The 23,947-nt window shown below is 61.4% G+C and carries 19 protein-coding genes and 2 pseudogenes; 9 read left to right on the forward strand and 12 right to left on the reverse strand.

The features are described 5' to 3' along the window. Nucleotides 1–168 precede the first annotated feature (168 nt). From CAK78_RS16680 to sdhC, 9 genes are all read right to left on the reverse strand, one after another. On the reverse strand, nt 169–636 hold the full coding sequence (locus CAK78_RS16680) for a GNAT family N-acetyltransferase (protein WP_094698022.1): 468 nt from the start codon (nt 634–636) through the stop codon (nt 169–171). Between the two features lie 123 nt (nt 637–759). Beyond that, nucleotides 760–1,632 carry a succinate--CoA ligase subunit alpha gene (gene sucD, locus CAK78_RS16685; protein ID WP_005300222.1) on the reverse strand — a complete coding sequence of 291 codons (873 nt, stop codon included), beginning with the start codon at nt 1,630–1,632 and terminating at the stop codon, nt 760–762. Then, nucleotides 1,632–2,798, reverse strand: coding sequence for an ADP-forming succinate--CoA ligase subunit beta (sucC, locus tag CAK78_RS16690; protein ID WP_005300220.1), 1,167 nt, complete (start codon nt 2,796–2,798; stop codon nt 1,632–1,634). Before sucC ends, sucD begins: the two co-directional genes overlap by 1 nt. 223 nt (nt 2,799–3,021) lie before the next feature. Beyond that, entirely contained in the window at nt 3,022–4,209 is a 1,188-nt protein-coding gene (odhB, locus tag CAK78_RS16695) for a 2-oxoglutarate dehydrogenase complex dihydrolipoyllysine-residue succinyltransferase (protein ID WP_094698023.1), read from the reverse strand. 90 nt (nt 4,210–4,299) lie between these two features. Then, nucleotides 4,300–7,110, reverse strand: coding sequence for a 2-oxoglutarate dehydrogenase E1 component (gene sucA / locus CAK78_RS16700; RefSeq protein ID WP_026458850.1), 2,811 nt, complete (start codon nt 7,108–7,110; stop codon nt 4,300–4,302). A gap of 115 nt (nt 7,111–7,225) precedes the next feature. Further along, nucleotides 7,226–7,942, reverse strand: a complete 717-nt coding sequence (locus CAK78_RS16705; protein ID WP_010634177.1) for a succinate dehydrogenase iron-sulfur subunit — start codon at nt 7,940–7,942, stop codon at nt 7,226–7,228. A 17-nt stretch (nt 7,943–7,959) separates the two neighbouring features. Further along, entirely contained in the window at nt 7,960–9,726 is a 1,767-nt protein-coding gene (gene sdhA, locus CAK78_RS16710; RefSeq protein WP_094698024.1) for a succinate dehydrogenase flavoprotein subunit, read from the reverse strand. A gap of 1 nt (nt 9,727) precedes the next feature. Continuing rightward, nucleotides 9,728–10,072 carry a succinate dehydrogenase, hydrophobic membrane anchor protein gene (sdhD, locus tag CAK78_RS16715; protein ID WP_005300209.1) on the reverse strand — a complete coding sequence of 115 codons (345 nt, stop codon included), beginning with the start codon at nt 10,070–10,072 and terminating at the stop codon, nt 9,728–9,730. Then, nucleotides 10,066–10,455 carry a succinate dehydrogenase cytochrome b556 subunit gene (sdhC, locus tag CAK78_RS16720; RefSeq protein ID WP_005300207.1) on the reverse strand — a complete coding sequence of 130 codons (390 nt, stop codon included), beginning with the start codon at nt 10,453–10,455 and terminating at the stop codon, nt 10,066–10,068. Before sdhC ends, sdhD begins: the two co-directional genes overlap by 7 nt. 424 nt (nt 10,456–10,879) lie before the next feature. Between sdhC and CAK78_RS16725 the strand changes: the two genes are divergently transcribed. The 3 genes from CAK78_RS16725 to CAK78_RS16735 all read left to right on the forward strand — a co-directional run bounded on the left by CAK78_RS16725 (nt 10,880) and on the right by CAK78_RS16735 (nt 13,193). Beyond that, nucleotides 10,880–12,166, forward strand: coding sequence for a citrate synthase (locus tag CAK78_RS16725; protein ID WP_005300205.1), 1,287 nt, complete (start codon nt 10,880–10,882; stop codon nt 12,164–12,166). A gap of 93 nt (nt 12,167–12,259) precedes the next feature. Next, nucleotides 12,260–12,586: a DUF4377 domain-containing protein gene (locus CAK78_RS16730; protein WP_094698025.1), complete on the forward strand. Its 327-nt coding sequence runs from the start codon at nt 12,260–12,262 to the stop codon at nt 12,584–12,586. A 112-nt stretch (nt 12,587–12,698) separates the two neighbouring features. After that, a complete protein-coding gene (locus CAK78_RS16735) occupies nt 12,699–13,193 on the forward strand; it encodes a GNAT family N-acetyltransferase (protein ID WP_005300196.1) in 495 nt (164 codons plus the stop codon). A gap of 59 nt (nt 13,194–13,252) precedes the next feature. Here the strand turns inward: CAK78_RS16735 and fabB are convergent, their stop codons facing one another. Then, complete coding sequence (gene fabB / locus CAK78_RS16740) at nt 13,253–14,464, reverse strand: beta-ketoacyl-ACP synthase I (protein WP_094698026.1); 1,212 nt, start codon at nt 14,462–14,464, stop codon at nt 13,253–13,255. Between the two features lie 90 nt (nt 14,465–14,554). Between fabB and mnmC the strand changes: the two are divergent. Then, nucleotides 14,555–16,180 (forward strand): annotated as a pseudogene (gene mnmC / locus CAK78_RS16745) (bifunctional tRNA (5-methylaminomethyl-2-thiouridine)(34)-methyltransferase MnmD/FAD-dependent 5-carboxymethylaminomethyl-2-thiouridine(34) oxidoreductase MnmC); the annotation flags it as partial. On the opposite strand, the pseudogene CAK78_RS16750 reads toward mnmC, so the two are convergent. Then, a pseudogene (locus tag CAK78_RS16750) lies at nt 16,177–16,665 on the reverse strand (DUF922 domain-containing protein); the annotation flags it as partial. The pseudogenes mnmC and CAK78_RS16750 sit on opposite strands and share 4 nt — an antisense overlap. A 335-nt stretch (nt 16,666–17,000) precedes the next feature. Here CAK78_RS16750 and dcuC point away from each other — a divergent pair. The 5 genes from dcuC to CAK78_RS16775 all read left to right on the forward strand — a co-directional run bounded on the left by dcuC (nt 17,001) and on the right by CAK78_RS16775 (nt 23,438). Next, entirely contained in the window at nt 17,001–18,353 is a 1,353-nt protein-coding gene (gene dcuC, locus CAK78_RS16755) for an anaerobic C4-dicarboxylate transporter DcuC (RefSeq protein ID WP_005300187.1), read from the forward strand. Nucleotides 18,354–18,482: 129 nt separating this feature from the next. Further along, nucleotides 18,483–20,141, forward strand: coding sequence for a bifunctional metallophosphatase/5'-nucleotidase (locus tag CAK78_RS16760; protein ID WP_094698027.1), 1,659 nt, complete (start codon nt 18,483–18,485; stop codon nt 20,139–20,141). 195 nt (nt 20,142–20,336) lie between these two features. Further along, nucleotides 20,337–21,980, forward strand: coding sequence for a hypothetical protein (locus CAK78_RS16765; protein ID WP_176452830.1), 1,644 nt, complete (start codon nt 20,337–20,339; stop codon nt 21,978–21,980). A gap of 139 nt (nt 21,981–22,119) precedes the next feature. After that, nucleotides 22,120–22,623: a M48 family metallopeptidase gene (locus CAK78_RS16770; RefSeq protein WP_005300181.1), complete on the forward strand. Its 504-nt coding sequence runs from the start codon at nt 22,120–22,122 to the stop codon at nt 22,621–22,623. A gap of 26 nt (nt 22,624–22,649) precedes the next feature. Beyond that, on the forward strand, nt 22,650–23,438 hold the full coding sequence (locus CAK78_RS16775) for a DUF2927 domain-containing protein (RefSeq protein ID WP_094698029.1): 789 nt from the start codon (nt 22,650–22,652) through the stop codon (nt 23,436–23,438). Between the two features lie 154 nt (nt 23,439–23,592). On the opposite strand, the gene CAK78_RS16780 is transcribed toward CAK78_RS16775, so the two are convergent. After that, entirely contained in the window at nt 23,593–23,841 is a 249-nt protein-coding gene (locus tag CAK78_RS16780; RefSeq protein WP_005300177.1) for a DinI family protein, read from the reverse strand. Nucleotides 23,842–23,947: the final 106 nt, after the last annotated feature.

Raw genomic sequence — 23,947 nt, forward strand, 5'->3', positions numbered from 1 at the left:
AAACAGGGAAACTTCCGTGGTGAATCACAATATCGACTCGAACAATACGCTATCACGCGCAGGCTTGTAGCCTAATAACCATTCAATACGAATAACCAATCACTACAGACTCTCTCAATCAGGTAGGCCACATGTCACCCATCCAGCGACCTACCTTTTCAACCATGTTTATACAACCGCATGCCATACCATGATGGTCGTTTCCCAGTGACCGTGGGTTGATTTATGTATTGCGTTGAAGCCTTGCTGACGATAGAAGTCAACGTTATGTGTTTCACACTGCAAGTAGAGTGTCGCAACACCACGGGAAACGGCCATATCCCTGGCGACATTAATCATTTTTTTGGCGATGCCTTTTCTGCGGTGCGGCGCTGGAACATAGATACCACCAATCCAGAACTCATATTCAGGGTAGTTTTTATTTTCCTGGATTTTCAGTTCCAATGTTCCAACCAGTTCGCTATCGTCATGCGCGACCAGGCTAAATGGGATATTTCTATTCAAGGTTTTGACTTCAACCTTTTTACGTACCATCTCTTTCGTAACGCCGGGCACCTGAGAGGCCCACTCATCGAAATACCAGCCAACTATCGTCGATACATCATGCGGATGATCCGCAAGCAATGAAATTTCCATATATCCCCCGTGACAAGATACAAAATATTTTTAGATTCGCGAGAATGAGTAATGATATCAAATCAATAGAAATAAAAATGCCGCCCCAAAGGGCGGCATTTTTATCAGAGATAACAGGCTAACTTACCAGCCGGTTACTTCACGCAGGGCTTTGCCGATATCGGCCAGGGAGCGCACGGTTTTCACGCCGGCATCTTCCAGGGCGGCAAATTTCTCGGCCGCGGTGCCTTTACCACCGGCGATGATGGCGCCCGCATGACCCATGCGCTTGCCAGCCGGCGCGGTGACGCCCGCGATATAGGAGACCACCGGCTTGGTGACGTGGGCCTTGATGTAGGCAGCCGCGTCTTCCTCGGCGTTGCCGCCGATCTCGCCGATCATCACGATGGCTTCGGTCTGCGGGTCATTCTGGAACATCTCCAGAATGTCGATGAAGTTGGAACCCGGGATGGGGTCGCCACCGATACCAACGCAGGTGGACTGGCCGAAGCCCTCGTCCGTGGTCTGCTTGACCGCTTCATAGGTCAGGGTGCCGGAGCGGGAGACGATGCCCACCTTGCCCGGCTTGTGGATGTGGCCGGGCATGATGCCGATCTTGCACTCACCCGGGGTGATGACGCCCGGGCAGTTCGGCCCGATCATCCGCACGCCGGTCTCTTGCAGCTTCACCTTGACGTCCAGCATGTCCAGGGTCGGGATGCCTTCGGTGATGGTGACGATGAGCTTGATGCCGGCATCGATGGCTTCCAGGATGGCGTCCTTGCAGAACGGGGCCGGTACATAGATGACGGAGGCGGTGGCGCCGGTGGCTTCCACGGCGTCACGGACGGTGTTGAACACCGGCAGGCCCAGGTGAGTGGTGCCGCCCTTGCCCGGGGAGACGCCGCCGACCATCTGGGTACCGTAGGCAATAGCCTGTTCGGAGTGGAAAGTGCCCTGACCGCCGGTAAAGCCCTGGCAGATCACCTTGGTGTCTTTGTTGATCAGAACGCTCATTATTTGGCCTCCGCTGCTTTTACCACTTGCTGAGCTGCGTCAGTCAGACTCGTTGCGGCGATGATATTGAGGCCGCTGTCGGCCAGTTTACGGGCACCCAGTTCGGCGTTGTTGCCTTCCAGACGCACCACCACGGGCACTTTCACCCCCACTTCCTTGACGGCGCCGATGATGCCTTCCGCGATCATGTCGCAGCGCACGATGCCACCGAAGATGTTGACCAGCACGGCTTGTACCTTGCTGTCGGAGAGGATGATCTTGAACGCTTCAGTCACCCGCTCCTTGGTGGCGCCGCCGCCGACGTCCAGGAAGTTGGCCGGTGAACCGCCGTGCAGGTTGACGATGTCCATGGTGCCCATGGCCAGGCCCGCGCCGTTGACCATGCAGCCGATGTTGCCATCCAGCGCCACATAGTTCAGCTCCCACTGGGCGGCGTGCGCTTCACGGGGGTCATCCTGGGACGGGTCATGCATCTCGCGCAGCTTCGGCTGGCGGTACAGGGCGTTGGCGTCGATGTTGATCTTGCCGTCCAAGCAGTGCAGGTTGCCCTTGTCGGTGATGACCAGCGGGTTGATTTCCAGCAGGGCGAAGTCGCAGTCCAGGAACATCTGGCCCAGACCCATGAAGATCTTGGTGAACTGCTTTATCTGATCACCGACCAGACCCAGTTTGAAGGCCAGCTCGCGGGCTTGATAAGGCTGCGGGCCTACCAGCGGATCGATGGCGGCTTTGTGAATGAGTTCCGGGGTTTCGTGGGCGACTTTCTCGATCTCCACGCCACCTTCGGTAGAGGCCATGAAGACCACGCGACGGCTGCCACGGTCAACCACGGCGCCCAGGTAGAGCTCCTTGGCGATGTCGGTGCAAGATTCCACCAGGATCTTGGTGACCGGCTGACCGTTGGCGTCAGTCTGATAGGTCACCAGGTTCTTGCCGAGCCAGTTCTGGGCGAAGGCACGGATCTCGTCCTTGCTCTTGGCCAGCTTGACGCCGCCCGCTTTACCGCGGCCACCGGCGTGGACCTGGCACTTGACGACCCAGGTGTTGCCGCCAATCTTGTCGGCCGCTTCGGCCGCTTCCTGCGGGGTGGCACAGGCATAACCTTCGGAGACCGGCAGGCCATACTCGGCAAACAGCTGTTTTGCCTGATATTCATGCAGATTCATAGATGCTCTATCCGTGTTGTAGGTATTTCCGTCCGGGGCTCGTGTTTCTCAATCCCCTGTGAAAGGGGTCAAGGCGACCCCTCGTTATCTTTCTAATTTCACTTTCACTCAGACGTTCCGTCAGGGCCGCGAGGGCCCCCGCTTGCCGCCGGGCGACAGGCCCGGCGGCAAGCTTGTGGCACAGATCGTCAAGCCAGAGGGCTTGTCGATCCGGCCGATTTCTTTAGACGTCCAGCAGCAGACGGGTCGGATCTTCCAGCAGCTCCTTGATGGAGACCAGGAAGCCCACCGACTCGCGGCCGTCGATGATGCGGTGATCGTAGGAGAGCGCCAGGTACATCATCGGCAGGATCTCGACCTTGCCGTCGACGGCCATGGGGCGGTCCTGGATCTTGTGCATGCCCAGAATGGCGCTCTGGGGCGGGTTGATGATCGGGGTGGACATCAGGGAGCCGAACACGCCACCGTTGGTGATGGTGAAGTTGCCGCCGGTCAGTTCGTCCACGGTCAGCTTGCCGTCACGGCCCTTGCCGGCCAGATCCTTGATGGCCTTCTCGATGTCGGCCAGGCTCATGCTGTCGCAGTCGCGCAGCACCGGGGTCACCAGACCACGGGGGGTGGAGACGGCGATGCTGACGTCGAAGTAGTTGTGGTAGACGATGTCGTCACCGTCCAGCGCCGCGTTCACTTCCGGGTAGCGCTTGAGGGATTCCACCACCGCCTTCACGTAGAAGGACATGAAGCCGAGCTTGATGCCGTGCTTCTTCTCGAAGATCTCGCCGTACTGCTTGCGCAGCTTCATGATGGGCGCCATGTTGATCTCGTTGAAGGTGGTCAGCATGGCGGTGGTGTTCTTGGCCTCCAGCAGACGCTCGGCGATACGCTTGCGCAGACGGGTCATGGGCACACGTTTTTCAGTGCGACCGGCCAGCGGGGCGACCGGTGCAGCCGGGGCTGCGGCGGCGACCGGCGCGGCGGCAGGCTTGTTGCCACCCTTGATGAAGGCTTCCACGTCTTCCTTGGTGACGCGACCGCTCTTGCCGGTACCGGTCAGCTTGGCAACATCGATGTCATGCTCGGCCACCAGGCGGCGCACGGAGGGGCTCAGGCCATCGGCGGCGTCATCGGCCACCGCTTCCACCGGCTTCTCCTTGGTCTCTTCGCCGGCCACCGGGGCAGGTTTGAGCATGGCGATCAGCTGGCGGGAGAGCACGGTGGCCCCTTCGCTTTGCAGGATGTCGCCCAGCACGCCGGCTTCCGGCGCCGGCACTTCCAGTACGACCTTGTCGGTCTCGATGTCAACCAGCACTTCGTCACGGGCAACCAGATCACCCGGCTTCTTGTGCCAGGTCGCGATGGTGGCATCCGCCACTGATTCCGGCAGGTCCGGTACTTTGATCTCGATAGTCATCTAATCAGTTCCTTGTTTACTTCTTGGCCAGCGGGCTTGTTCTTGGTCGAAGAGGACGCTCCCGGGGAGCGCCCTCTCCTTCACAACTCGTTATTCCAGGGTAAGTGCGTCTTCCACCAGGGCTTTTTGCTGCTTGGCGTGGACGGACATGTAACCGACGGCCGGCGAGGCCGAGGCCGGGCGACCGGCATAACGCAGACGGGCATGGCTTGGCAGCACGCTGTCGTAGTGATGACGGGTGCAGTACCAGGCGCCCTGGTTCTGCGGCTCTTCCTGACACCAGACGAAGTCGGTGACATGGGCGTAGTCGGCCAGGATGGCGCGCACTTCCTCTTCCGGGAAGGGGTAGAGCTGCTCGATCCGCACCAGGGCCACGTCCTGCTGCTCCGCCTTGCGACGGGCATCGAGCAGGTCGTAGTAGACCTTGCCGGAGCAGAACACCACGCGCTTGACGCCCTTCGGATCCAGCGCATCGATCTCGCCGATGGCGTTCTGGAAGGTGCCTTCCGCCAGCTCTTCGAGCTTGCTCACCGCCAGCGGGTGGCGCAGCAGGGATTTGGGCGTCATCACGATGAGCGGACGGCGCATCGGGCGCACCACCTGACGGCGCAGCATGTGGAACACCTGGGCCGGGTTGGACGGCACGCACACCTGCATGTTGTGCTGGGCGCACATCTGCAGATAGCGCTCCAGACGGGCGGAGGAGTGCTCCGGACCCTGCCCCTCGTAACCGTGCGGCAGCAGCATGGTCAGGCCGCACATCCGGCCCCACTTCTGCTCGCCGGAGGAGAGGAACTGGTCGACCACGACCTGGGCGCAGTTGGCGAAGTCGCCGAACTGGGCTTCCCAGATGGTGAGGCCGGCCGGCTCGGCGCTGGCGTAGCCATATTCAAACGCCAGTACCGCGTTCTCGGTCAGCACGGAGTCGTACACCTCGAACGGGCCTTGCTCGTCGTGCAGGTTGCACAGCGGGGTGTAGGTGCTGGCATCGGTCTGGTTGTGCAGCACGGCGTGGCGGTGGAAGAAGGTGCCGCGGCCGGAGTCTTCCCCGGTGAAGCGGATGCGGGAACCCTTGTCCACCAGGGTGGCGTAGGCCAGGGTCTCGGCAAAACCCCAGTCCACCAGCTTCTCGCCGGCGGCCATCAGGCGGCGGTCTTCGTAGATCTTCTCGACCTGGCGCTGCAGCACGTGGGTGGCCGGATACTGGCTCACCCGCTCGCCGAGGGCCTTCAGGTGATCCATGGGCACAGTGCTGTCATAGGGCATGGCCCAGTCGTGGCCCAGGTAGGGGGTCCAGTCGACGGAGTGCAGCTCCATCGGGCGCCACTCCTTGCTCACCCGCTCACCACGATCCAGGGTGTCGCGATACTCGTTGACCAGCGTGGTGGCCAGCTCCTGGCTGATGACGCCATCCGCCACCAGCTGATCGGCGTAGATTTTGCGCGGGGTCGGGTGCTGTTTGATCTTCTGGTACATCAGCGGCTGGGTGGCACTCGGCTCGTCGGCCTCGTTGTGGCCGTGACGACGGTAGCAGACCAGCTCGATCACCACGTCGCGCTTGAAGGTGTTGCGATAATCCAGCGCAATCTGGGTCACCAGCACCACGGCTTCCGGGTCATCACCGTTGACGTGCAGCACGGGGGCCTGCACCGCCTTGGCGATGTCGGTGCAATATTCGGTGGAGCGCAGGTCACGGATATAGGAGGTGGTGAAGCCCACCTGGTTGTTGATGACGATGCGCACAGTCCCGCCGACGCCGTAGGCTCGGGTCTGGGACATGTTGAAGGTCTCGGCCACCACGCCCTGACCGGCCATGGCCGAGTCACCGTGAATGGTGATGGGCAGTACGGTCGAGCCGTCCTTGTCACCACGGCGATCCATACGGGCACGCACGGAGCCGATGACCACGGGATTGACGATCTCGAGGTGAGACGGGTTGAAGGCGAGCGCCAGGTGGACGTTGCCGCCCGGGGTGGCGAAGTCGGACGAGAAGCCCATGTGGTACTTCACGTCACCCGTGCCCCAGGATTCGCCGTGCTTGCCGGCAAACTCGTCGAACAGGTCCTGGGCGCGCTTGCCCAGCACGTTGATCAGCACGTTGAGGCGACCGCGGTGGGCCATGCCGATGACGGCCTCTTTGCAGCCCTGCTCACCGGCGCGGCGGATCAATTCTTTGAGCATGGGTACCATGGCATCGCCCCCTTCCAGGGAGAAACGCTTGGCCCCCGGGAACTTGGCGCCCAGGTATTTTTCCAGCCCTTCGGCGGCGGTCAGGCTCTCGAGGAAGCGGGTCTTCTCTTCGAGGGTATAGGTCCCCTTCCCTTCGATGGATTCGAGCCTGTCTTGCAGCCAGCGCTTCTCCTCGGTGGAGGTGAGGTGCATGTAGTCGGCGCCGATGCTGCCGCAGTAGGTCTTCTTCAGCGAGGCATAGAGATCGGAGAGCACCATGGTCTCGCGACCGATGGCGTAGGAGCCCACGTTGAAGGTGGCCTCCATGTCCGCGCCTTGCAGGTTGTGAAACGCAGGATCCAGTTCGGCAACGGTTTCACGCGCCCACAGGCCGAGCGGATCCAGATTGGCGTTTTGATGGCCGCGGAAGCGGAAGGCGTTGATCAGCTGCAGTACCCGCACCTGCTTGGCATCCACTTGCGGATCGGAGACGGGGGCACTGTAACGGGAGGGCTCCTTGGCCAGGCGACGGAAATAATCGCGGACCCGGGAATGGGGTTGTTCTATCGCATGGCCATTGACCTGGGGCAGCGAGCTAAACAGGCTACGCCACTCTTCGGCTACGGATTCGGGGTCTTCCAGGAAGGATTCGTACAAATCCTCGATATAGCTTGCATTCGCACCAGCCAGGTGAGATGACTCCAACCAGGCCTTCATCACGCCGTTATGCATTTCTATCCCTTGTACATCTTGTTCACTGCAGCGCAGCTTGTAGGGGTCAAATAGCCATCCAGGCTGGATGGCTATCCAGAGGTCGGGCCTGGAGCGTGACGCCCTGGCCCTGATATCAAACAGCCCGGTTGAGCAGCATCGACTTGATGTGGCCGATGGCCTTGGTCGGGTTCAATCCCTTGGGACAGACGTTCACGCAGTTCATGATGCCGTGGCAACGGAACACGCTGAAGGCGTCATCCAGATTACCCAGTCGCTCGGTCGCGGCGGTGTCGCGGCTGTCCGCCAGCCAGCGATAGGCGGCGAGCAGCCCGGCCGGGCCGATGAACTTGTCCGGGTTCCACCAGAAGGAGGGGCAAGAGGTGGAGCAGCAGGCACAGAGTATGCACTCGTACAGGCCATCCAGCTTGGCGCGCTCTTCGGGGGATTGCAGGTGCTCACGCACGGGCGGCAATTTTTCGTCGTTGATGAGGAAGGGTTTGACCTTCTCCCACTGGGTGTAGAACTGGGTCATGTCGATCACCAGATCGCGGATCACCGGCAGGCCTGGCAAGGGGCGGATAACGACGTTATTGCCCTTCTTCAGCAGATCGGAGAGCGGGGTGATGCAGGCAAGACCGTTCTTGCCATTCATGTTGAGACCGTCTGATCCACAGACCCCTTCGCGGCAGGAGCGGCGGAAGGCGAGCGTGGGATCCAGCTCCTTGAGCTGGATCAGTGCGTCGAGCACCATCATGTCGGAACCTTCAGGAATATCAAGACGATATTCCTTCATATGGGGGACGTTATCAACATCCGGATTGTATCTGTAGACAGAGAATGTGACGTTCATTGTGCTTGGCTCCGCAATCAGTAAGTCCGGACCTTGGGCGGGAACGCCTCACGGGTCTTGGGTGACATGTTGACAGCGCGACGGGTCATGGACTCGGTGTCCGGATGATAGAGGCTGTGGCACAGCCAGCTCTCATCGTCACGCTCCGGGAAATCGAAGCGGCTGTGGGCGCCCCGGCTCTCGGTACGGAAGTTGGCGGCCACCGCGGTGGCATAGGCGGTCTCCATCAGGTTGTCCAGCTCCAGGCACTCGATGCGCTGGGTGTTGAACTCCTTGGAGGTGTCGTCCAGACGGGCGTTCTTGAGGCGCTCGCGGATGAGTTTCAGCTCGGCCAGCCCTTCCGCCATGGCATCCCCTTCACGGAACACGGAGAAGTTGTTCTGCATGCAGCGCTGCAGATCCTTGCGGATCTGGACCGGGTCTTCACCGTTACGGTTGCTTTCCCAGCGGTTGAGGCGCTCGAGGGCCTTGGCGATGTCGGCTTCGGTGGCTTCCACGCCGTGCTCCATCGAGCCCAGGGTCTCCACCAGGTGCATGCCGGCGGCACGACCGAACACCACCAGATCCAGCAGGGAGTTGCCGCCCAGACGGTTGGCGCCGTGCACCGAGACGCAGGCGATCTCGCCCACCGCGAACAGACCGACCACCGGCACGTCGTTGCCATCCTTGTCCTGAGTCAGGCACTGGCCGTTCACGCTGGTCGGCACGCCGCCCATCATGTAGTGGCAGGTCGGGATGATCGGGATGGGTTCCTTGACCGGATCCACGTGGGCGAAGGTGCGAGAGAGCTCGCAGATGCCCGGCAGACGGGATTCCAGGACTTCTTTACCGAGGTGATCCAGCTTGAGCTTGATGTGCGGGCCCCAGGGACCGTCGCAGCCGCGGCCTTCGCGGATCTCGATCATGATGGAACGGGCCACCACGTCGCGACCGGCCAGGTCCTTGGCGTTCGGCGCATAACGCTCCATGAAGCGCTCGCCGTCTTTGTTCAGCAGGTAGCCGCCTTCACCGCGGCAACCTTCGGTCACCAGTACCCCTGCCCCGGCGATGCCGGTGGGGTGGAACTGCCAGAACTCCATGTCCTGCACGCCGACCCCGGCACGCAGCGCCATGCCGACACCGTCACCGGTGTTGATGTGGGCGTTGGTGGTGGACTGGTAGATGCGACCGGCGCCGCCAGTGGCGAGTACGGTGGCCTTGGCCTTGAAGTAGACGACTTCACCGCTCTCCATGTCGATGGCGGTACAACCGACGATGTGGCCGTCCTGGTTCTTCACCAGATCCAGCGCATACCACTCGGAGAAGACAGTGGTCTTGTTCTTGACGTTTTGCTGATACAGGGTGTGCAGCAGGGCGTGGCCGGTACGGTCGGCAGCCGCCGCGGTACGGGCAGCCTGCTCGCCACCGAAGTTCTTGGACTGACCGCCAAACGGACGCTGGTAGACGCGGCCGTTGTCGAAGCGGGAGAAGGGCAGACCCATGTTCTCCAGCTCATAGACGGCCTCGGGGCCTGTCTTGCACATGTACTCGATGGCTTCCTGATCACCGATGTAATCGGAGCCTTTCACGGTGTCATACATGTGCCACTGCCAGTTGTCGTCGTGGGCGTTGCCCAGCGCAACCGTGATGCCGCCCTGGGCGGAAACCGTGTGGGAACGAGTCGGGAAAACCTTGGAAAGCAGTGCGCAGCTCTTGCCGGATTGGGCAATCTGCAGCGCGGCGCGCATGCCGGCACCGCCGGCGCCGATCACGACCGCATCAAATTCACGAGTTGGAATAGTCACCTTACACACCCCACAGCACGACGAAACCCGTCATCAGATAGACAAACAGCACCACCACCAGTGCAAACTGCAGCGCACCGCGCAGCCCGACCGGCTTGATATAGTCGGTCAGCACCTGCCACAGACCGATCCAGGCATGGATCAGCACACACAGCAGCGCCAACAGGGTGAACACCTTGGTGAAGGTTTTCGCGAAGAAACCGGTCCACACCTCGTAGGTGATGTCGTTGCACGCAACGAAACCCACCAGATAGAGGACATAACAGGTCATGATGAGGGCGGTGGCGCGGATCAGGATGTAATCGTGAACACCGCTGCGCCCGAATGTTGCAGAATTGGTTACCATACCAGAACCCCCGCCAATACCGCCAAAATCGCAGTGATCACGAAGGCCACACGGGCACTTTGATTACCGGATTCCAGCTCTTCCCAATAGCCCATGTCCATGACCAGGTGACGCAGCCCGCCCACAATGTGGTAAGCCAGCGCGGTCAGGATCCCCCACAGCACGAATTTGACCAGGAAGTTGTCCATGATGGACACCACGGTCTCAAATCCTTCGGGAGAGGCGAGTGAAGTACCAAGCATCCACAGCAAGATTGAGAGCGCCACAAAGGTGATGACCCCTGAGACACGATGCAAGATGGAAGCGATGGCGGTGACAGGAAAGCTGATCGTCTGTAGGTCGAGGTTTACAGGTCTCTGTTTATTTTTCACGGCTTTGCCCACTCAGCTCCATTGAGCACGTTAGTTATTGTTTTTTCACGCTTATGAGGGCATGGAGTGGCATTTGTTAGGTTTTTGTTACCAAAACAACTCGGGAAAGCCAAAAACGACATTTTCAATATCACATCTGGCTTTGCGAAAGCGTTTCAAACACCGACAGCCATCACCCACGAGGCGCAGTATATCGGCGGGCTTAACCAATGACAATCAATTAGCTACAAAGAAAACCCAAAACCGTAAACCAGATCCCACAACTGATTTAACAAAACATTAATGATCATCCAGCAAAATTGACAACAGACCTGAACTCTGTTTCAAATAAGGCGCTCCAGCCGCCCTGGTACGGGTCAGAACCTTTGCCAGCGTCATCAAACTCGTAATAAAGTAGAGCTGGAATCAAATTATAAAAGAGCAAAGGAGACGTGCTATGGCTGATAAGATAGCCACCCTACATCTGCCCGGCAAAGACCCGGTAGAACTCCCGATCCTGTCAGGAACTGTCGGACCTGACGTGATCGATGTCAGAAAGCTGGGCGCGCAAGGGTACTTCACCTTCGACCCCGGTTTCATGGCCACCGGTTCTTGCAAATCATCCATCACTTACATAGATGGCGATCAGGGTGTCTTGCTGCACCGTGGTTACCCCATCGCCCAGTTGGCCACCCAGGCCAGCTACCTCGAAGTCTGCTACATCCTGCTGTACGGCGAGGCTCCCACCAAGGCGCAATATACGGAATTCGAACGTCTGGTCACCCGCCACACCATGGTGCATGAGCAGATCGCCTTCTTCTTCCGCGGCTTCCGCCGCGACGCTCACCCCATGGCCGTCATGTGCGGCGTGGTCAGCGCGCTTTCCGCCTTCTATCACGACGCCCTCGACATCAACAACGAAGAGCACCGCGAGATCTGCGCCTTCCGTCTGCTCTCCAAGATGCCGACCCTGGCCGCCATGTGCTACAAGTACTCCATCGGCCAGCCGTTCATGCAGCCGCGCAACGCCCTCTCCTATGCCGGCAACTTCCTGCACATGATGTTTGGCGTGCCGACCGAAGAGTACAAGGTCAACCCCATCGTCGAACGCGCCATGGACCGCATCTTCACCCTGCATGCGGATCACGAGCAGAACGCCTCCACCTCCACCGTGCGTCTGGCGGGCTCTTCCGGTGCCAACCCGTTCGCCTGTATCGCCGCGGGGATCGCCTCCCTGTGGGGTCCAGCCCACGGCGGTGCCAACGAAGCCTGTCTCAAGATGCTCGAGGAGATCGGCTCCGTGGATCGCATCCCCGAGTACATCGCCAAGGCCAAGGACAAGAACGATCCGTTCCGTCTGATGGGCTTCGGTCACCGGGTCTACAAGAACCACGACCCCCGTGCCACCGTGATGCGCGAAACCTGTCACGAGGTACTGACCGAGCTGCAGATCAAGGATCCGCTGCTGGACGTGGCCATGGAGCTGGAACGCATCGCGCTCTCCGATCCCTACTTCATCGAGAAGAAGCTCTACCCGAACGTGGACTTCTACTCCGGCATCATCATGAAGGCCATCGGCATTCCCATGTCCATGTTCACCGTGATCTTCGCCATCTCCCGTACCATCGGCTGGATTGCCCACTGGAACGAAATGCACTCGGATCCGGATCAGAAGATTGGCCGTCCGCGCCAGCTCTACACCGGTCAGCCGCAGCGCGAGTTCACCCCGCTCGACCAGCGTTGAGTCGCAGGTTTCAGATATTTTGTTACAAAGGCGGTCATTGACCGCCTTTTCATTTGCCGCTCTAATGCCCCCCTTTTAGCCAAGGAGTCCATCATGAGACCATTATTCATCAGCGCCGGCGCCGCCCTGCTGCTCAGCGCCTGCCAGAGCGCCCCTGCCCCGACCGCCGGCGAGACCCTCTACATCAACAGTCAGCTGGTGCACTGCGTCGGTGTCGGCCCCATGCAGTGCATGCAGGTGCGCAGCGATGAGCAGCAGCCCTGGACCCTGTTTTATCAGCAGATTGAAGGCTTTAAGTTTGAACCCGGCTACCGCTACCAGCTGAGCGTCAGCAAGGAGCAACTCACCGATGTGCCGGCAGATGCCCCTTCCCTGCGCTACCAGCTCATCAAGGTCGTCAGCAAACAGGCGGCACGCTGATCAAAAAAGGCATCATTTGAAGATGCCTGTTCAGTTGGTGACCCGCTTCTGGTAGGCTGGCTGACGCATTCACTATTTAATCAGCGTTTTCGGGCAGCCATGCCCTGTCATTATGATCAAGATCCGCACGACCCGGGCCAACGACTGGCCCGCCATCATGGCCATTCAGGACGAATGTTATCACCAGCTGGATCCTGAACCCATCGACGTCATGAGCAACAAGGCTGAACTGGCCCCCGACTGCTGCTGGGTCGCCGAATATCAGGGCCAGGTGCTGGGTTACCTGCTCTGCCACCCCTGGCGCGCCCACCAGCCACCGCCCCTCTCCGTGTCCATGCAGCGCCTGGCCGGCAACGACGAGTTCTATCTGCACGATCTCGCCGTCTCCAGACAGGCTCGCGGCAAGGGGATCGGCCAGCGGCTGCTCGCCACCGCCCTCGCATTTGCCACCGACGAAGGGTTCGAGCACGCCGGTCTGGTGGCGGTGCAGGATGCCCCAGCCTTCTGGCGCAAGCAGGGGTTCAAGCCTGCCAGCACCCAGAAGTCCCTGGCCGAATATGGCGAGGGCGCCACCTACATGCGACTGCCGCTGCAGGCGCGGGCCTGACGAACACCCAATAAAAAAGGCGCCTTGCGGCGCCTTTTTTGCAACTCATGACGGGCTCATCAAGCCTTGAACTTGCTGAACACCAGGGAGGCGTTGGTACCGCCAAAGCCGAAGCTGTTGGACATGACGGTGTTGAGCTCGGCCTCTTCGTACTCGCGCACGATGGGCAGACCTTCAGCCTTCTCGTCCAGGGTCTCGATGTTGATGCTGGGGGCGATGAAGCCGTGTTTCATCATCAGCAGGGAGTAGACGGCCTCGTGCACGCCGGCGGCGCCCAGCGCATGGCCGGTCATCGCCTTGGTGGCAGAGATCTTGGGCGCATTGCTGCCAAACAGGGTCTGGATAGCTTCCAGCTCTTTGGTATCACCGACCGGGGTGGAGGTGCCGTGGGTGTTGATGTAGTCAACCTTGCCAACACCTTGCATCACCATCTTCATGCAGCGCACCGCGCCTTCACCGCTCGGGGCGACCATGTCGTAACCGTCGGAGGTGGCGCCGTAGCCGGTCAGCTCGGCATAGATGTGAGCACCACGAGCCAGCGCGTGCTCCAGCTCTTCGATCACCAGAATGCCGCCGCCACCGGAGATGACGAAACCATCGCGGTTCGCATCATAGGTACGGGATGCCTTTTCCGGCGTGTCGTTGTATTTGGTAGACAGCGCGCCCATGGCGTCAAACTGGATGGTAGAAGACCAGTCCAGCTCTTCACCGCCACCGGCGAAGACCACATCCTGTTTGCCAAGCTGGATCAGCTCCATGGCGTGACCGATGCAGTGAGCGGAGGTCGCGCAGGCGGAGCTGATGGAGTAGTTCACGCCCTTGATCTGGAACGGTGTCGCCAGGCAGGCGGAGGTGGTGGAGGACATGGTGCGCGGCACCATGTAGGGACCCACACGCTTGACCCCTTTCTCGCGAGCGATGTCCACAGACTCGGAGGTGTTCTTGCCGGAAGCACCACCCGAACCGACCACCAGGCCGGTACGCTCGTTGGAGACCTGGTCTTCCGCCAGGCCGGCATCTTCAATTGCCTGCTGCATGGAGAGGTAGGCGTAGGCCGCAGCGTCACCCATGAAACGCATGACTTTACGGTCGATCAGTTCAGACGGATCGAGTTTGATGTTACCCCAGACACGGCTGCGCAGGTTGTGCTGCTCGAACTGCTCGGAATAGGTGATGCCAGATTTGCCTGCTTTCAGGGAGGCCAGCACTTCTTCCTTGTTGTTGCCGATACTGGAGATGACGCCGATACCGGTGATCACTGCTCTTCTCATTAATTCATCTCGTCTGGAAAAACTGGCACCGAGTCTACCCGCTTTCGGCTGCCAAACTGGTCTGCTTTCACGTAGAATGCCCGCGATTTTGTGACGCGAGCCGAGGAAAACGTGAGTCAAACATCCTTACATCATGCCCGATTGGACTGGAATGAAGCGGGAACTCCAGTCTCCAGTGAGTTCGGGGATGTGTACTTTTCCAATGATAACGGTCTAAGTGAAACCCGCTACGTCTTTTTGCAGCAAAATCGGCTGCCAGCGCGATTTTCGCACCACGATAGTGACATTTTCGTGATAGGTGAGACAGGTTTCGGCACAGGTCTTAACTTTCTGGCGACAATGGCCGCCTTTCTGGAACAGGCGCCCCAAACCGGCAACGGTTCCCGGCTGCACTTCATCAGTTTCGAAAAATACCCGCTCACCCAGCACGATCTGCGCAAGGCGCTGGCGGCCTGGCCCGAGCTTGCCCATCTGAGCCAGGATCTGATTGCCCAGTGGCCGCTGCCGGTCTGCGGCTGCCATCGCCTCATCTTTGCCGGCGGCCGCATCCGGCTCGATCTCTGGCTCGGCGACATCAAGGAGATGCTGCCCCAGGTGCCCCACCCGGCAACGGGGCTGGTGGACGCCTGGTATCTGGATGGCTTCTCCCCTGCCAAGAACCCGGAGATGTGGACGCAAGAGTTGTTCGATGGCCTCGCCCGCCTCGCTCGTCCCCAGGCAACCATCGCCACTTTTACCTGTGCCGGTTTCGTGCGCCGCGGCCTGATTGCCGCCGGCTTTGCCATGCAGAAGGTGAAAGGGCACGGCAGCAAGCGGGAGATGCTGGCAGGCGAGCGCGCAGACAAGCTGCCGCAGCAGAGCATAGCCCCCTGCTATGCCAGACCCGCCGGCCGCGAGGGGGAGGTGCTGATCATCGGTGGTGGCATCGCCTCGGCCATGACGGCGCCTTCCCTGGTAGAGCGAGGCCGCAAGGTCACCCTCTTGTGCCAGGATGACGAGCCGGCCGGCGGCGCCTCCGGCAATCGCCAGGGGGCGCTCTATCCGCTGCTCAACGGCGAGCACGATGCCCTGTCGCGCTTCTATTCGCTGGCCTTCGGCTTTGCCAGAAGCCGACTGCTGGCCCTGGCCGAGCGCCACCCCGTCGCCTTTTCCCTGTGCGGCGTCACCCAGCTCGGTTATGACGACAAGTCCGCCGCCAAGCTGACCAAGATGGCGCAAGGCCCCTTCCCGCCCGAGCTGATGCAGGTGCTTTGCGAGCCAGAGGTCGAGCAGATGGTCGGCCTGCCCTGTGGCCACGGCGGCGTCAGCTATCCGCAGGGAGGCTGGCTCTGCCCGGCCGATCTCACCCGCGCCGCCATCCAGGAGGCACAGGCCAGCGGGCTGCTTGAGGTGCTCTTCAATACCCAGGTCGCGACCGTGGCCGAACAGGTGGATGGCTGGCAGCTTGAGAGCAGTGATGGTCGCCGCTGGCAAGCCCCCACCCTGGTGGTGGCTGCCGGCCACCAGTTGCCGGCGCTCATCCCCTTTGCCGAGTTGCCGCTTTATCCGGTGCGCGGCCAGGTGAGCCATGTGCCCACCTCCGCCAGCCTGAGCCGGCTCAATACCGTGCTCTGTTATGACGGCTACCTCACCCCGGCCAACGAAGGCCAACACTGCATCGGCGCCAGTTATGGCCGCAACCAGACCGAACTCGCGTTTCGCGCCGAGGAGCAGGCCTGATACTGCAGGGCGGCGCAGTCGCGCTCCAGCGGCAGCTGTGCCAGCTGGATGCCAAGCTGACTGACGCTCTCCAGCAAGATGTCCTTGTGGCGGCTCTCATAATCAAACATGGCGGCCACCAGCTTGTCCCACTTCTGGCGCTCGGCGACGGAGGCTTTGGCCTTGTCCATCCAGTTCGGCACCATCACCTTGATGCGGGTGGTGACCTTGACCTGCTCCAGCTCGCAGCGCTGCGCCCCGGGGCTGGTCTGCAACTGCCAGGCAAGTTGATAACTGGCGGCACCGATGTGGCCATTGGCCCCGGCTGTGCCCGCGCTGGTCATCTGACGGGCGATACTCGCCACGTCCGGCCCGGAAACCCGATAAAACTGGAAGTCGACCTTGATGTCAGGCACCGCCTTGATACCGGTGTAATGGGAACTCTCGGCCCCTGCGGTGGTGGCGAACAACATCAGTGCCACCATGAAAAGTTTGCTGACCATTCCCATCTCTGATGCCTTGACCTCGTTGCTGGCGGGGTTGTTATTTTAATTAATAATCAACGCATTAATATTCAAAGCAGGAGATTAACCGCGATCCTCGCGACTGTCACCTACTCCCGTCACAAAGCCTAAGTGTCAGCTTGACAAGTCGCAACCCCGCGCCCTCATTGATTTGCAAGCGAGATCACAAGTGATGCGCTACATCATGGTGGGTTACCCCTTATTGGATAATAATCGCCGAGTTTTATGTCGATGCATTTCGGGATTGGCCAGATTAACCTCCAAGTTGACGCCAATAATGCATCCACTCCCATTCGTACTCAGGAACTCACTCTATGATGGAACTCCTTATCGGTACCCTGGTCACCCTTGCCGTGGGCCGCTACATCTTCAAGGGCTATTCGGCCACCGGGGTGCTGCTCAGCGGCGGCCTGTTGCTGCTGGCGATCACCGCCCTGATGGGCAAAGCGGTGCTGCCCGCCAGCGTCACCTCCACCGGCCACGTGGCCACCGACGTGTTCGAATACGTGCGCTTCCTGCTGGTGGACCGGGGCGGCGGCCTTGGCATGCTGATCATGGTGCTGTGCGGCTTCGCCGGCTACATGAGCCACATAGGGGCCAACACCATACTGGTGAAGCTCGCGAGCAAGCCGCTCGGCGTCATCAAGTCACCCTACATCCTGCTGGTGGCCGCCTACCTGGTAGCCTGCGCCATGTCGCTGGCGGTAAGCTCCGCCACCGGTCTGGGCGTGCTCTTGATGGCGACCCTGTTCCCGCTGATGGTCAACATGGGGATCTCCCGCGGCGCCGCGGCGGCGGTGTGCGCCTCGCCGGCCGCCATCATCCTGGCCCCCACCTCGGGGGACGTGGTGATGGCCGCCCAGGCCGCCAACATGGAGCTCATCGAGTTTGCCTTCAAGCTGACCCTGCCCATCTCGCTGGTGGCCATTGCCGCCATGGCGGTGACCCACTTCTTCTGGCAACGCTATCTGGATCAGAAGGCCGGCGAGCACAACGCCGCCGTCGCCCCGAGCGATCTCATCACCGACGCGCCCGGCTTCTACGCCATCCTGCCCTTCACCCCCATCATCGGGGTGCTGCTGTTTGACGGCAAACTGGGCCCCAAACTCGACATCGTCACCATCATCGTCATCTGCCTGGTGCTGGCCGCCCTGCTGGAGCTGGTACGCAAGCGCAACGGCAAAGAGCTGCTGGACGGGCTGCAGGTGTGCTGGCGCAGCATGGCTGACGCCTTCGCCGGCGTGGTGATGTTGCTGGTGGGGGCCGGGGTGTTTGCCCAGGGCCTGATGGGGCTTGGCTTCATCGCCAACCTCCTGGATCTGGCCCAGAGCTTCGGCACCGGCGGCATCGTCATCATGCTGGTGCTGGTGGTCATCACCACCCTGGCCGCCTTTACCACGGGTTCGGGCAACGCCCCCTTCTACGCCTTCGTGGAGCTGATCCCGCATCTGGCCACCAGCCTGGGCGTCAACCCGGCCTACCTGGTGATCCCCATGCTGCAGGCCTCCAACCTCGGCCGCACCATCTCGCCGGTGTCCGGGGTGGTGGTCGCCTGTGCGGGGATGGGCAATCTCTCTCCGTTCGAGGTGGTCAAACGTACCTCACTGCCGGTGGCCGTCGGCCTGCTGGTGGTGATCCTCGCCACCCAGATCATGGTGCCAGCCTAAAGTGGCCGGGGCGCCCTGAGCGGATGCCCCGCCTCTCCCCGCTCTGCCAGCCCGGCCTGCCGCCGGGCTGGTATCTCCCCCCGCCATTGGAGTAGACTCGGTGCTCTTTTTTCTCTAAGGAGGACCGAGATGAGTATTACGGTTCAACTTGCCCATTTCAGTGACTGTCACTCCCATTTCGATGGCGCCCCCATGCGCTTCACCCACGCGGGCGAGTCCGAGTGGCGCACCCAGTGCGGCGGCTATGCCCGTATCCTGACCCGGCTCAACACCCTGCGCCGACAGGCGGACGAGGCGGGCCAGCCCTGCCTGTTTCTGCACGGTGGCGACACCTTCCAGGGTTCGCTCTATTTCAACCGCTTCAAGGGGCGGGCCAACGCCGATCTGCTGAGCCTGCTGCGACCGGACGCCATGGTGATCGGCAATCACGAATTCGATCTGGGCAACGGTCCTCTGGTGGAGTTTTTGCGCCAGCTCGATTTTCCGGTGCTGGCCGCCAATCTCGACAGCAGCCAGGAACCGGCCGATACCCCACTCCCCCTGCGCGGCCTGCCCAATCTGCACGATGCCAGCCGCCCCTGGCAGCGGCGCCTGCTCGGCGGCGTGCCCTTCGCCCTGCTTGGCATCACCTTGCCGCAGATGGCCGCCATCGCCAACCCGGATGGCCACACCCGCTTTCACGGCATCGAGCAGACCCTGCAAACCGCGCTGGCAGAGATCAAGGCCGCCGGCATCCAGCACATCATCCTGCTCAGCCACCTGGGGCTCGAGCAGGACAAGCGGCTGGCCGAGCGTTTCCCCGAGCTCAGCCTCATCATCGGCGGCCACACCCACAGCCTGCTGGGAGAGCTGGCGCCGCTCGGGCTCGACAGCGAAGGCAGCTACCCGCTGATGGTGAACGGAGTGGCCGTCCTGCACGCCGCCCACAGCGCCCTCTGCCTCGGGGTGTGCGAGCTAACCTTTGACGAGTGCGGCCGGGTAGAGCGCAGCCGCGGCCAGCTGGAGTGGCTGCCCTGGCAGCCCTGGCCGTTTGCCGGCAATCCGCCGGCCGGGCTCACCTTCTGCGACCCCGACCCCGAACTGGAACAGCATCTGGCCAGGCGCTACCGGCCCGAGCTGGAGACCATGACCCAGCGCATCGTGACCCGCCTTGACGAGCCGCTGCACCACCAGCGCCTGCCCGATGCCAACCTGCCGGCCGGCAGCCAGGTCGCCCCCCTGGTGGCGAGCGCCATGCTGGCCAGCGCCCGCGAACAGGTCGGTCAGGTGGACTTCGCCCTGCACAACGCCGGCGGGGTACGCTGCTCCCTCGAACCCGGGCCGCTCAGCGAAGCGGACATCGCCGGCCGCCTGCTGCCCTTCGCCATCCCGCTCACCCTCTATCGGGTGCACGGCCATGAGTTGGCCGAGGCGCTGGAGGGGGCCATCGACAACGCCACCAACAACGGGGTGACGGGCAATGGCAGCGGCAGCTTCCCTTACACCGCCGGAGTGCGCTTCTGTTATCAGGCGGATCAGCCCAAGGGGCGCCGGATCACCCGGCTGGAGTGGGAGCGTGCGCCTGATGAGTGGCAAGCGGTCGACGCCGACGCCATCTATCGGGGGGTCTCCAGCGCCTATACCGCCTCCGGCAAGGAGGGCTACACCGCCCTTGCCCGCACCCTGACCCAGCACAACCAGGAGCTCGGCATCACCCTGGCTGATGCTTTCATCCGCTGGGCCCGCTATCTGCCGGCGCTTACCGCCATGCCGGCACGGGTGGAGTATCAGGGTCCGTCCACCCGGTGAAGAGCTGGCGGGCCCCTTGGCGGTAGCCCTCCAGGTCGTGTTAGCCGGTTTTGTCAGAAAACGTGCCGCTTTCTTGTCGTAAAGCGGCACTTTTGCAAATTATTTCAAGCACATTCCCCTGGCCCATTGCATCGTGTGGTCAGGCTCGGCAAGATAGGCCCGCTTTCGAGACTTCCCAGCAGGAACAGGTCACCCATGAATCATGCCATCCGTTTTACTCCTCCTCGCGTCAATCCGGGCCTGCGGCCGCTGGTGATCCTGCTCACCGGCTTGCTGGCCTTGCTGTTCTGCCTGCGCAACCCGCTGTTCCACGGCATGGCACCGGGCTTCGACGCCTCGCTGTTTGCGGTGATGGGCAAGATGTGGAGCGAGGGGGGCGTGCTCTATCGGGACATGATCGACATCAAGGGCCCCATGATCTTCGCCCTCGACGCCCTCGGCTACGGCCTCGGCGGCTTCTTCGGGGTCTGGCTGCTGGAATGGGCGCTCTGCTGGCTGGGGCTGATGGCCAGCTGGCAGGCCTTCGGCCAGCTCGGCCTCTCGCTCAGGGCAAGACTTGGCAGCATGCTGGCCGTGCTGGCGCTCTACGGCACCCGCTACTACTACGGCAACATGACCGAGGACTGGACGTTCCATCTGGCCCTCATCGCCCAGTGGGCCTTCATCACCATGCTGCTGGACAAGCGCTGCAGCTGGGGACCGGCGCTGGTGGCCGCGATCACCTTTGCCATCGTCGCCTGGATGCGCACCAACAACGGCGCCTTCTGGGGTGCCTGGTATCTGGTACTGTTCTGCCACTGGTGCCTGCGCGAGCAGTGGCGCTGTGCCCTCTCCCTGCTCTGCTCCAGCCTGCTGGGGCTGGCGCTCGTCGGCGGCCCACTGCTGGCCTACTTCCAGCACCACAACCTGCTGGCCGAATTCAAATACTACGCCTTCGACATCTTCTTCGAGGGGAGCTATGGCAACGGCTTCTCGCCGGATGTGGGCAGCGTCGGCCTGCTGCGTACCGGCCTCATCATGCTGCTGCCCGCTTTCATCGTGCTGATGATGAGCCGGCGCCAGGAGTGGTACCTGCCGGCCCTGTGCGCCACCCTGTTTGGCGTCATCTTCACCCTGATCGCCAACTCGGTCTCCGGCCACGTGTTCGATCACTACGACGTGCTCTATCTGCAGCTGGCCCTGCTGCCGCTTGCCTGTCTGCTGGATCGCAGCGAACAGCAGGCCGATGCCCTCGGTCTGCTCTGCATCTCGCTGGTGGTGCTGACCGCCAGCTGGCTGCTGGCCCAGCAGCTGGGCTACGGCTGGAGCACCAAGGAGTGGTCACTGGAACGGGTACGTGAAGTGCTTGGCAACAGCCTGCTGTGGGCGCTGCCGGTGCTCATTCTGGTGCCCTTGTGGCGTGCCTGGGATGTGCGCAGCACCACCCCGTGGCTCGCTTCGCTGGCCATGTTGGCCCTGATGCTCAACAACGCCTGGGAAGGCAGCCAGAAAGGCAGGCCCTTCAACCCGCCGGCCCAAGTACGGGTCGACCGGATCCTGGCCGAGACCACCCCCGCCGACAAGATCTGGGTGGATGGCATCCAGCCCCAATATTACCTCTGGACCGATCGCCAGCCGGCCTCCGCCTACCTCTTCTTCGCCAACGTCAACCCACCCTACGACGTGCGTGAACGAGTGCTGGCGGATGTAAAACGTCAGGAGCCCAAATTTATCATCGCCAAGCCGGATCGGGTGGCCAATGAGCTCAAAAAGCCGAGCTCCCCCTCCAGCCTCGCCTTCTATCAATATCTGGTGAGCCAGTATGAAGAGGTGGATCCGGGCCTCTATCGCAGGCGCTGAGCCCCCTTGAGCTAACAGGGCCGTCATCCTGCGATGACGGCCTTTTCATTGCGGTGAGGCAGGCCCGGCCCGAAACGGTAGGCAAGCGGCGACGCGCTGACTACAATGGCGCTCTTTTGATGTATTGAGTAATGCAGACATGGCGGAACTGACCTATCTCGGTGGCTACCCAGAGCCCCTCAAGGCCCAGGTGCAACAGCTGATCGCGGCGGGCAAGCTCGGGGAGGTGCTGGCCAGGCGCTATCCTGAGACCCACCTCATCCAGAGCGACAAGGCGCTGCTCGCCTACACCATGGAGCTGAAGAACCGCTACCTGAAGAGCTCGGCGCCGCTTTCCAAGGTGATCTTCGACGGCAAGATCAACGTGATCAAGGATGCCCTCGGCCTGCACACCTATGTGAGCCGGGTGCAGGGCAGCAAGCTCAAAGCCAAGAACGAGATCCGCATCGCCGCCCTGTTCAAGGAGGCCCACCCGGCCTTCCTGAAGATGATCGTGGTGCACGAGCTGGCCCACCTGAAAGAGAAGGATCACAACAAGAGCTTCTATCAGCTCTGTCAGCATATGGAGCCGGACTATCATCAACTGGAGTTTGATCTGAGGCTCTGGCTCACCTGGCGCGATCTCGAGCGTGCCGCACGCTGACCCATCGCAGGTTTCAAGGAGGAGACATGATCCCGTTGCGCCGACCACTTGCCCGCTGGTTGATGGCGGCACTCTTGCTGAGCCCTTCCCTCTCGGCGGCTGAACGCTGGCAGAGCGATGCCTATCTCACCGAAAGCTTCTTTGAGATCGCCATGAAGCGGGAGTACGGTCACGAACAGAACGTGCGCTTCTCCCGCTGGGAGCAGCCCATCCGGCTCAAGCTGGTCAACGAGTTTGGCGACAAGGCGCTGCAAAGCGAGGTGGTCAGGGTGCAGAGCCAGCATCTGGCCGGCATCATAGGCCGCCCCATCGCCCTGGTCAGCGAGCGGCCCAACATCACCCTGATCATGACCGAGCGCGCCAAGATGGCGAGCTGGGCCCAGCGCACCATGGGGCAGGATGCCTCCGTCAAGACGGCGCTCAAGGAGGGACTCTGCATGGCCAACTTCACCACCAATACCCGCCGCGAGATGGCCCGCGCCACCATCATCATTCCGGTGGATTACAGCCGGGCCAAGGGGCGCTTCCTCGACTGCGTGGTGGAGGAGCTCACCCAGGTGATGGGGCTGCCCAACGATTCGGACAAGGTGTTTCCCTCCATCTTCAACGACAACAGCATCGACAGCTTTCCGACCGGGCTCGATTACGTGCTGCTCAAGCTCGCCTATCACCCTGCCCTGCAGGCCGGCATGACGGCCAGCGAAGTGCGCGCCGCTCTGCCCATCGCCATCCAGGCGCTGCGGGCCAGCGGTGACATTACCCAGGCCGATCAGCGGGTACAGGTCAACAGCCTCAAACGCTGGGCCGGGCTCTAACACTTGCTGCCTGTTCTGGGCTTTGAGCATTAAGAGTTGAGAGCTGAGGACACGACAAGCACGGGCTCCATCCCGCGAAAACAAAAAACGCAGCCATGGCTGCGTTTTTTCTGTCTATCCAATTTTCATATGCTCGACGCCCGCCCCGCCTGGCTCAGGAGGCTGCACTCTCCGGCATCCAGCTATCAGCGTTCTCCCACACCTCCTGCACCATGGCTTCCGCCAGCTCCTTCTCCTCCTTGCTGGCCCGACTGACGGTCAACGCCATGGCACTGCCGGGGGCGACACGAACATGCAGGTCAGGGAACTTCTCGCCCAGCTGCTTGAGCAGCTCCTGGCGCAGCGCCTCCATGGTCGAGGTGGGCACCTGATGTTTCTTGTCGATGATGATTTCCAGACGCATAGGATACTTCTCCATGATTTTTGCTGTATTTTTATACAGTAAAAATCAAAAGTAAAGAGGGCGCCAGCGGCTGACCAAAAACTCTTTCCTGCAAGGCCCTCTCCCC

Origin of the sequence: Aeromonas sp. A35_P (genome assembly GCF_002259925.1) — a bacterium.
GTDB lineage: Bacteria > Pseudomonadota > Gammaproteobacteria > Enterobacterales > Aeromonadaceae > Aeromonas > Aeromonas dhakensis.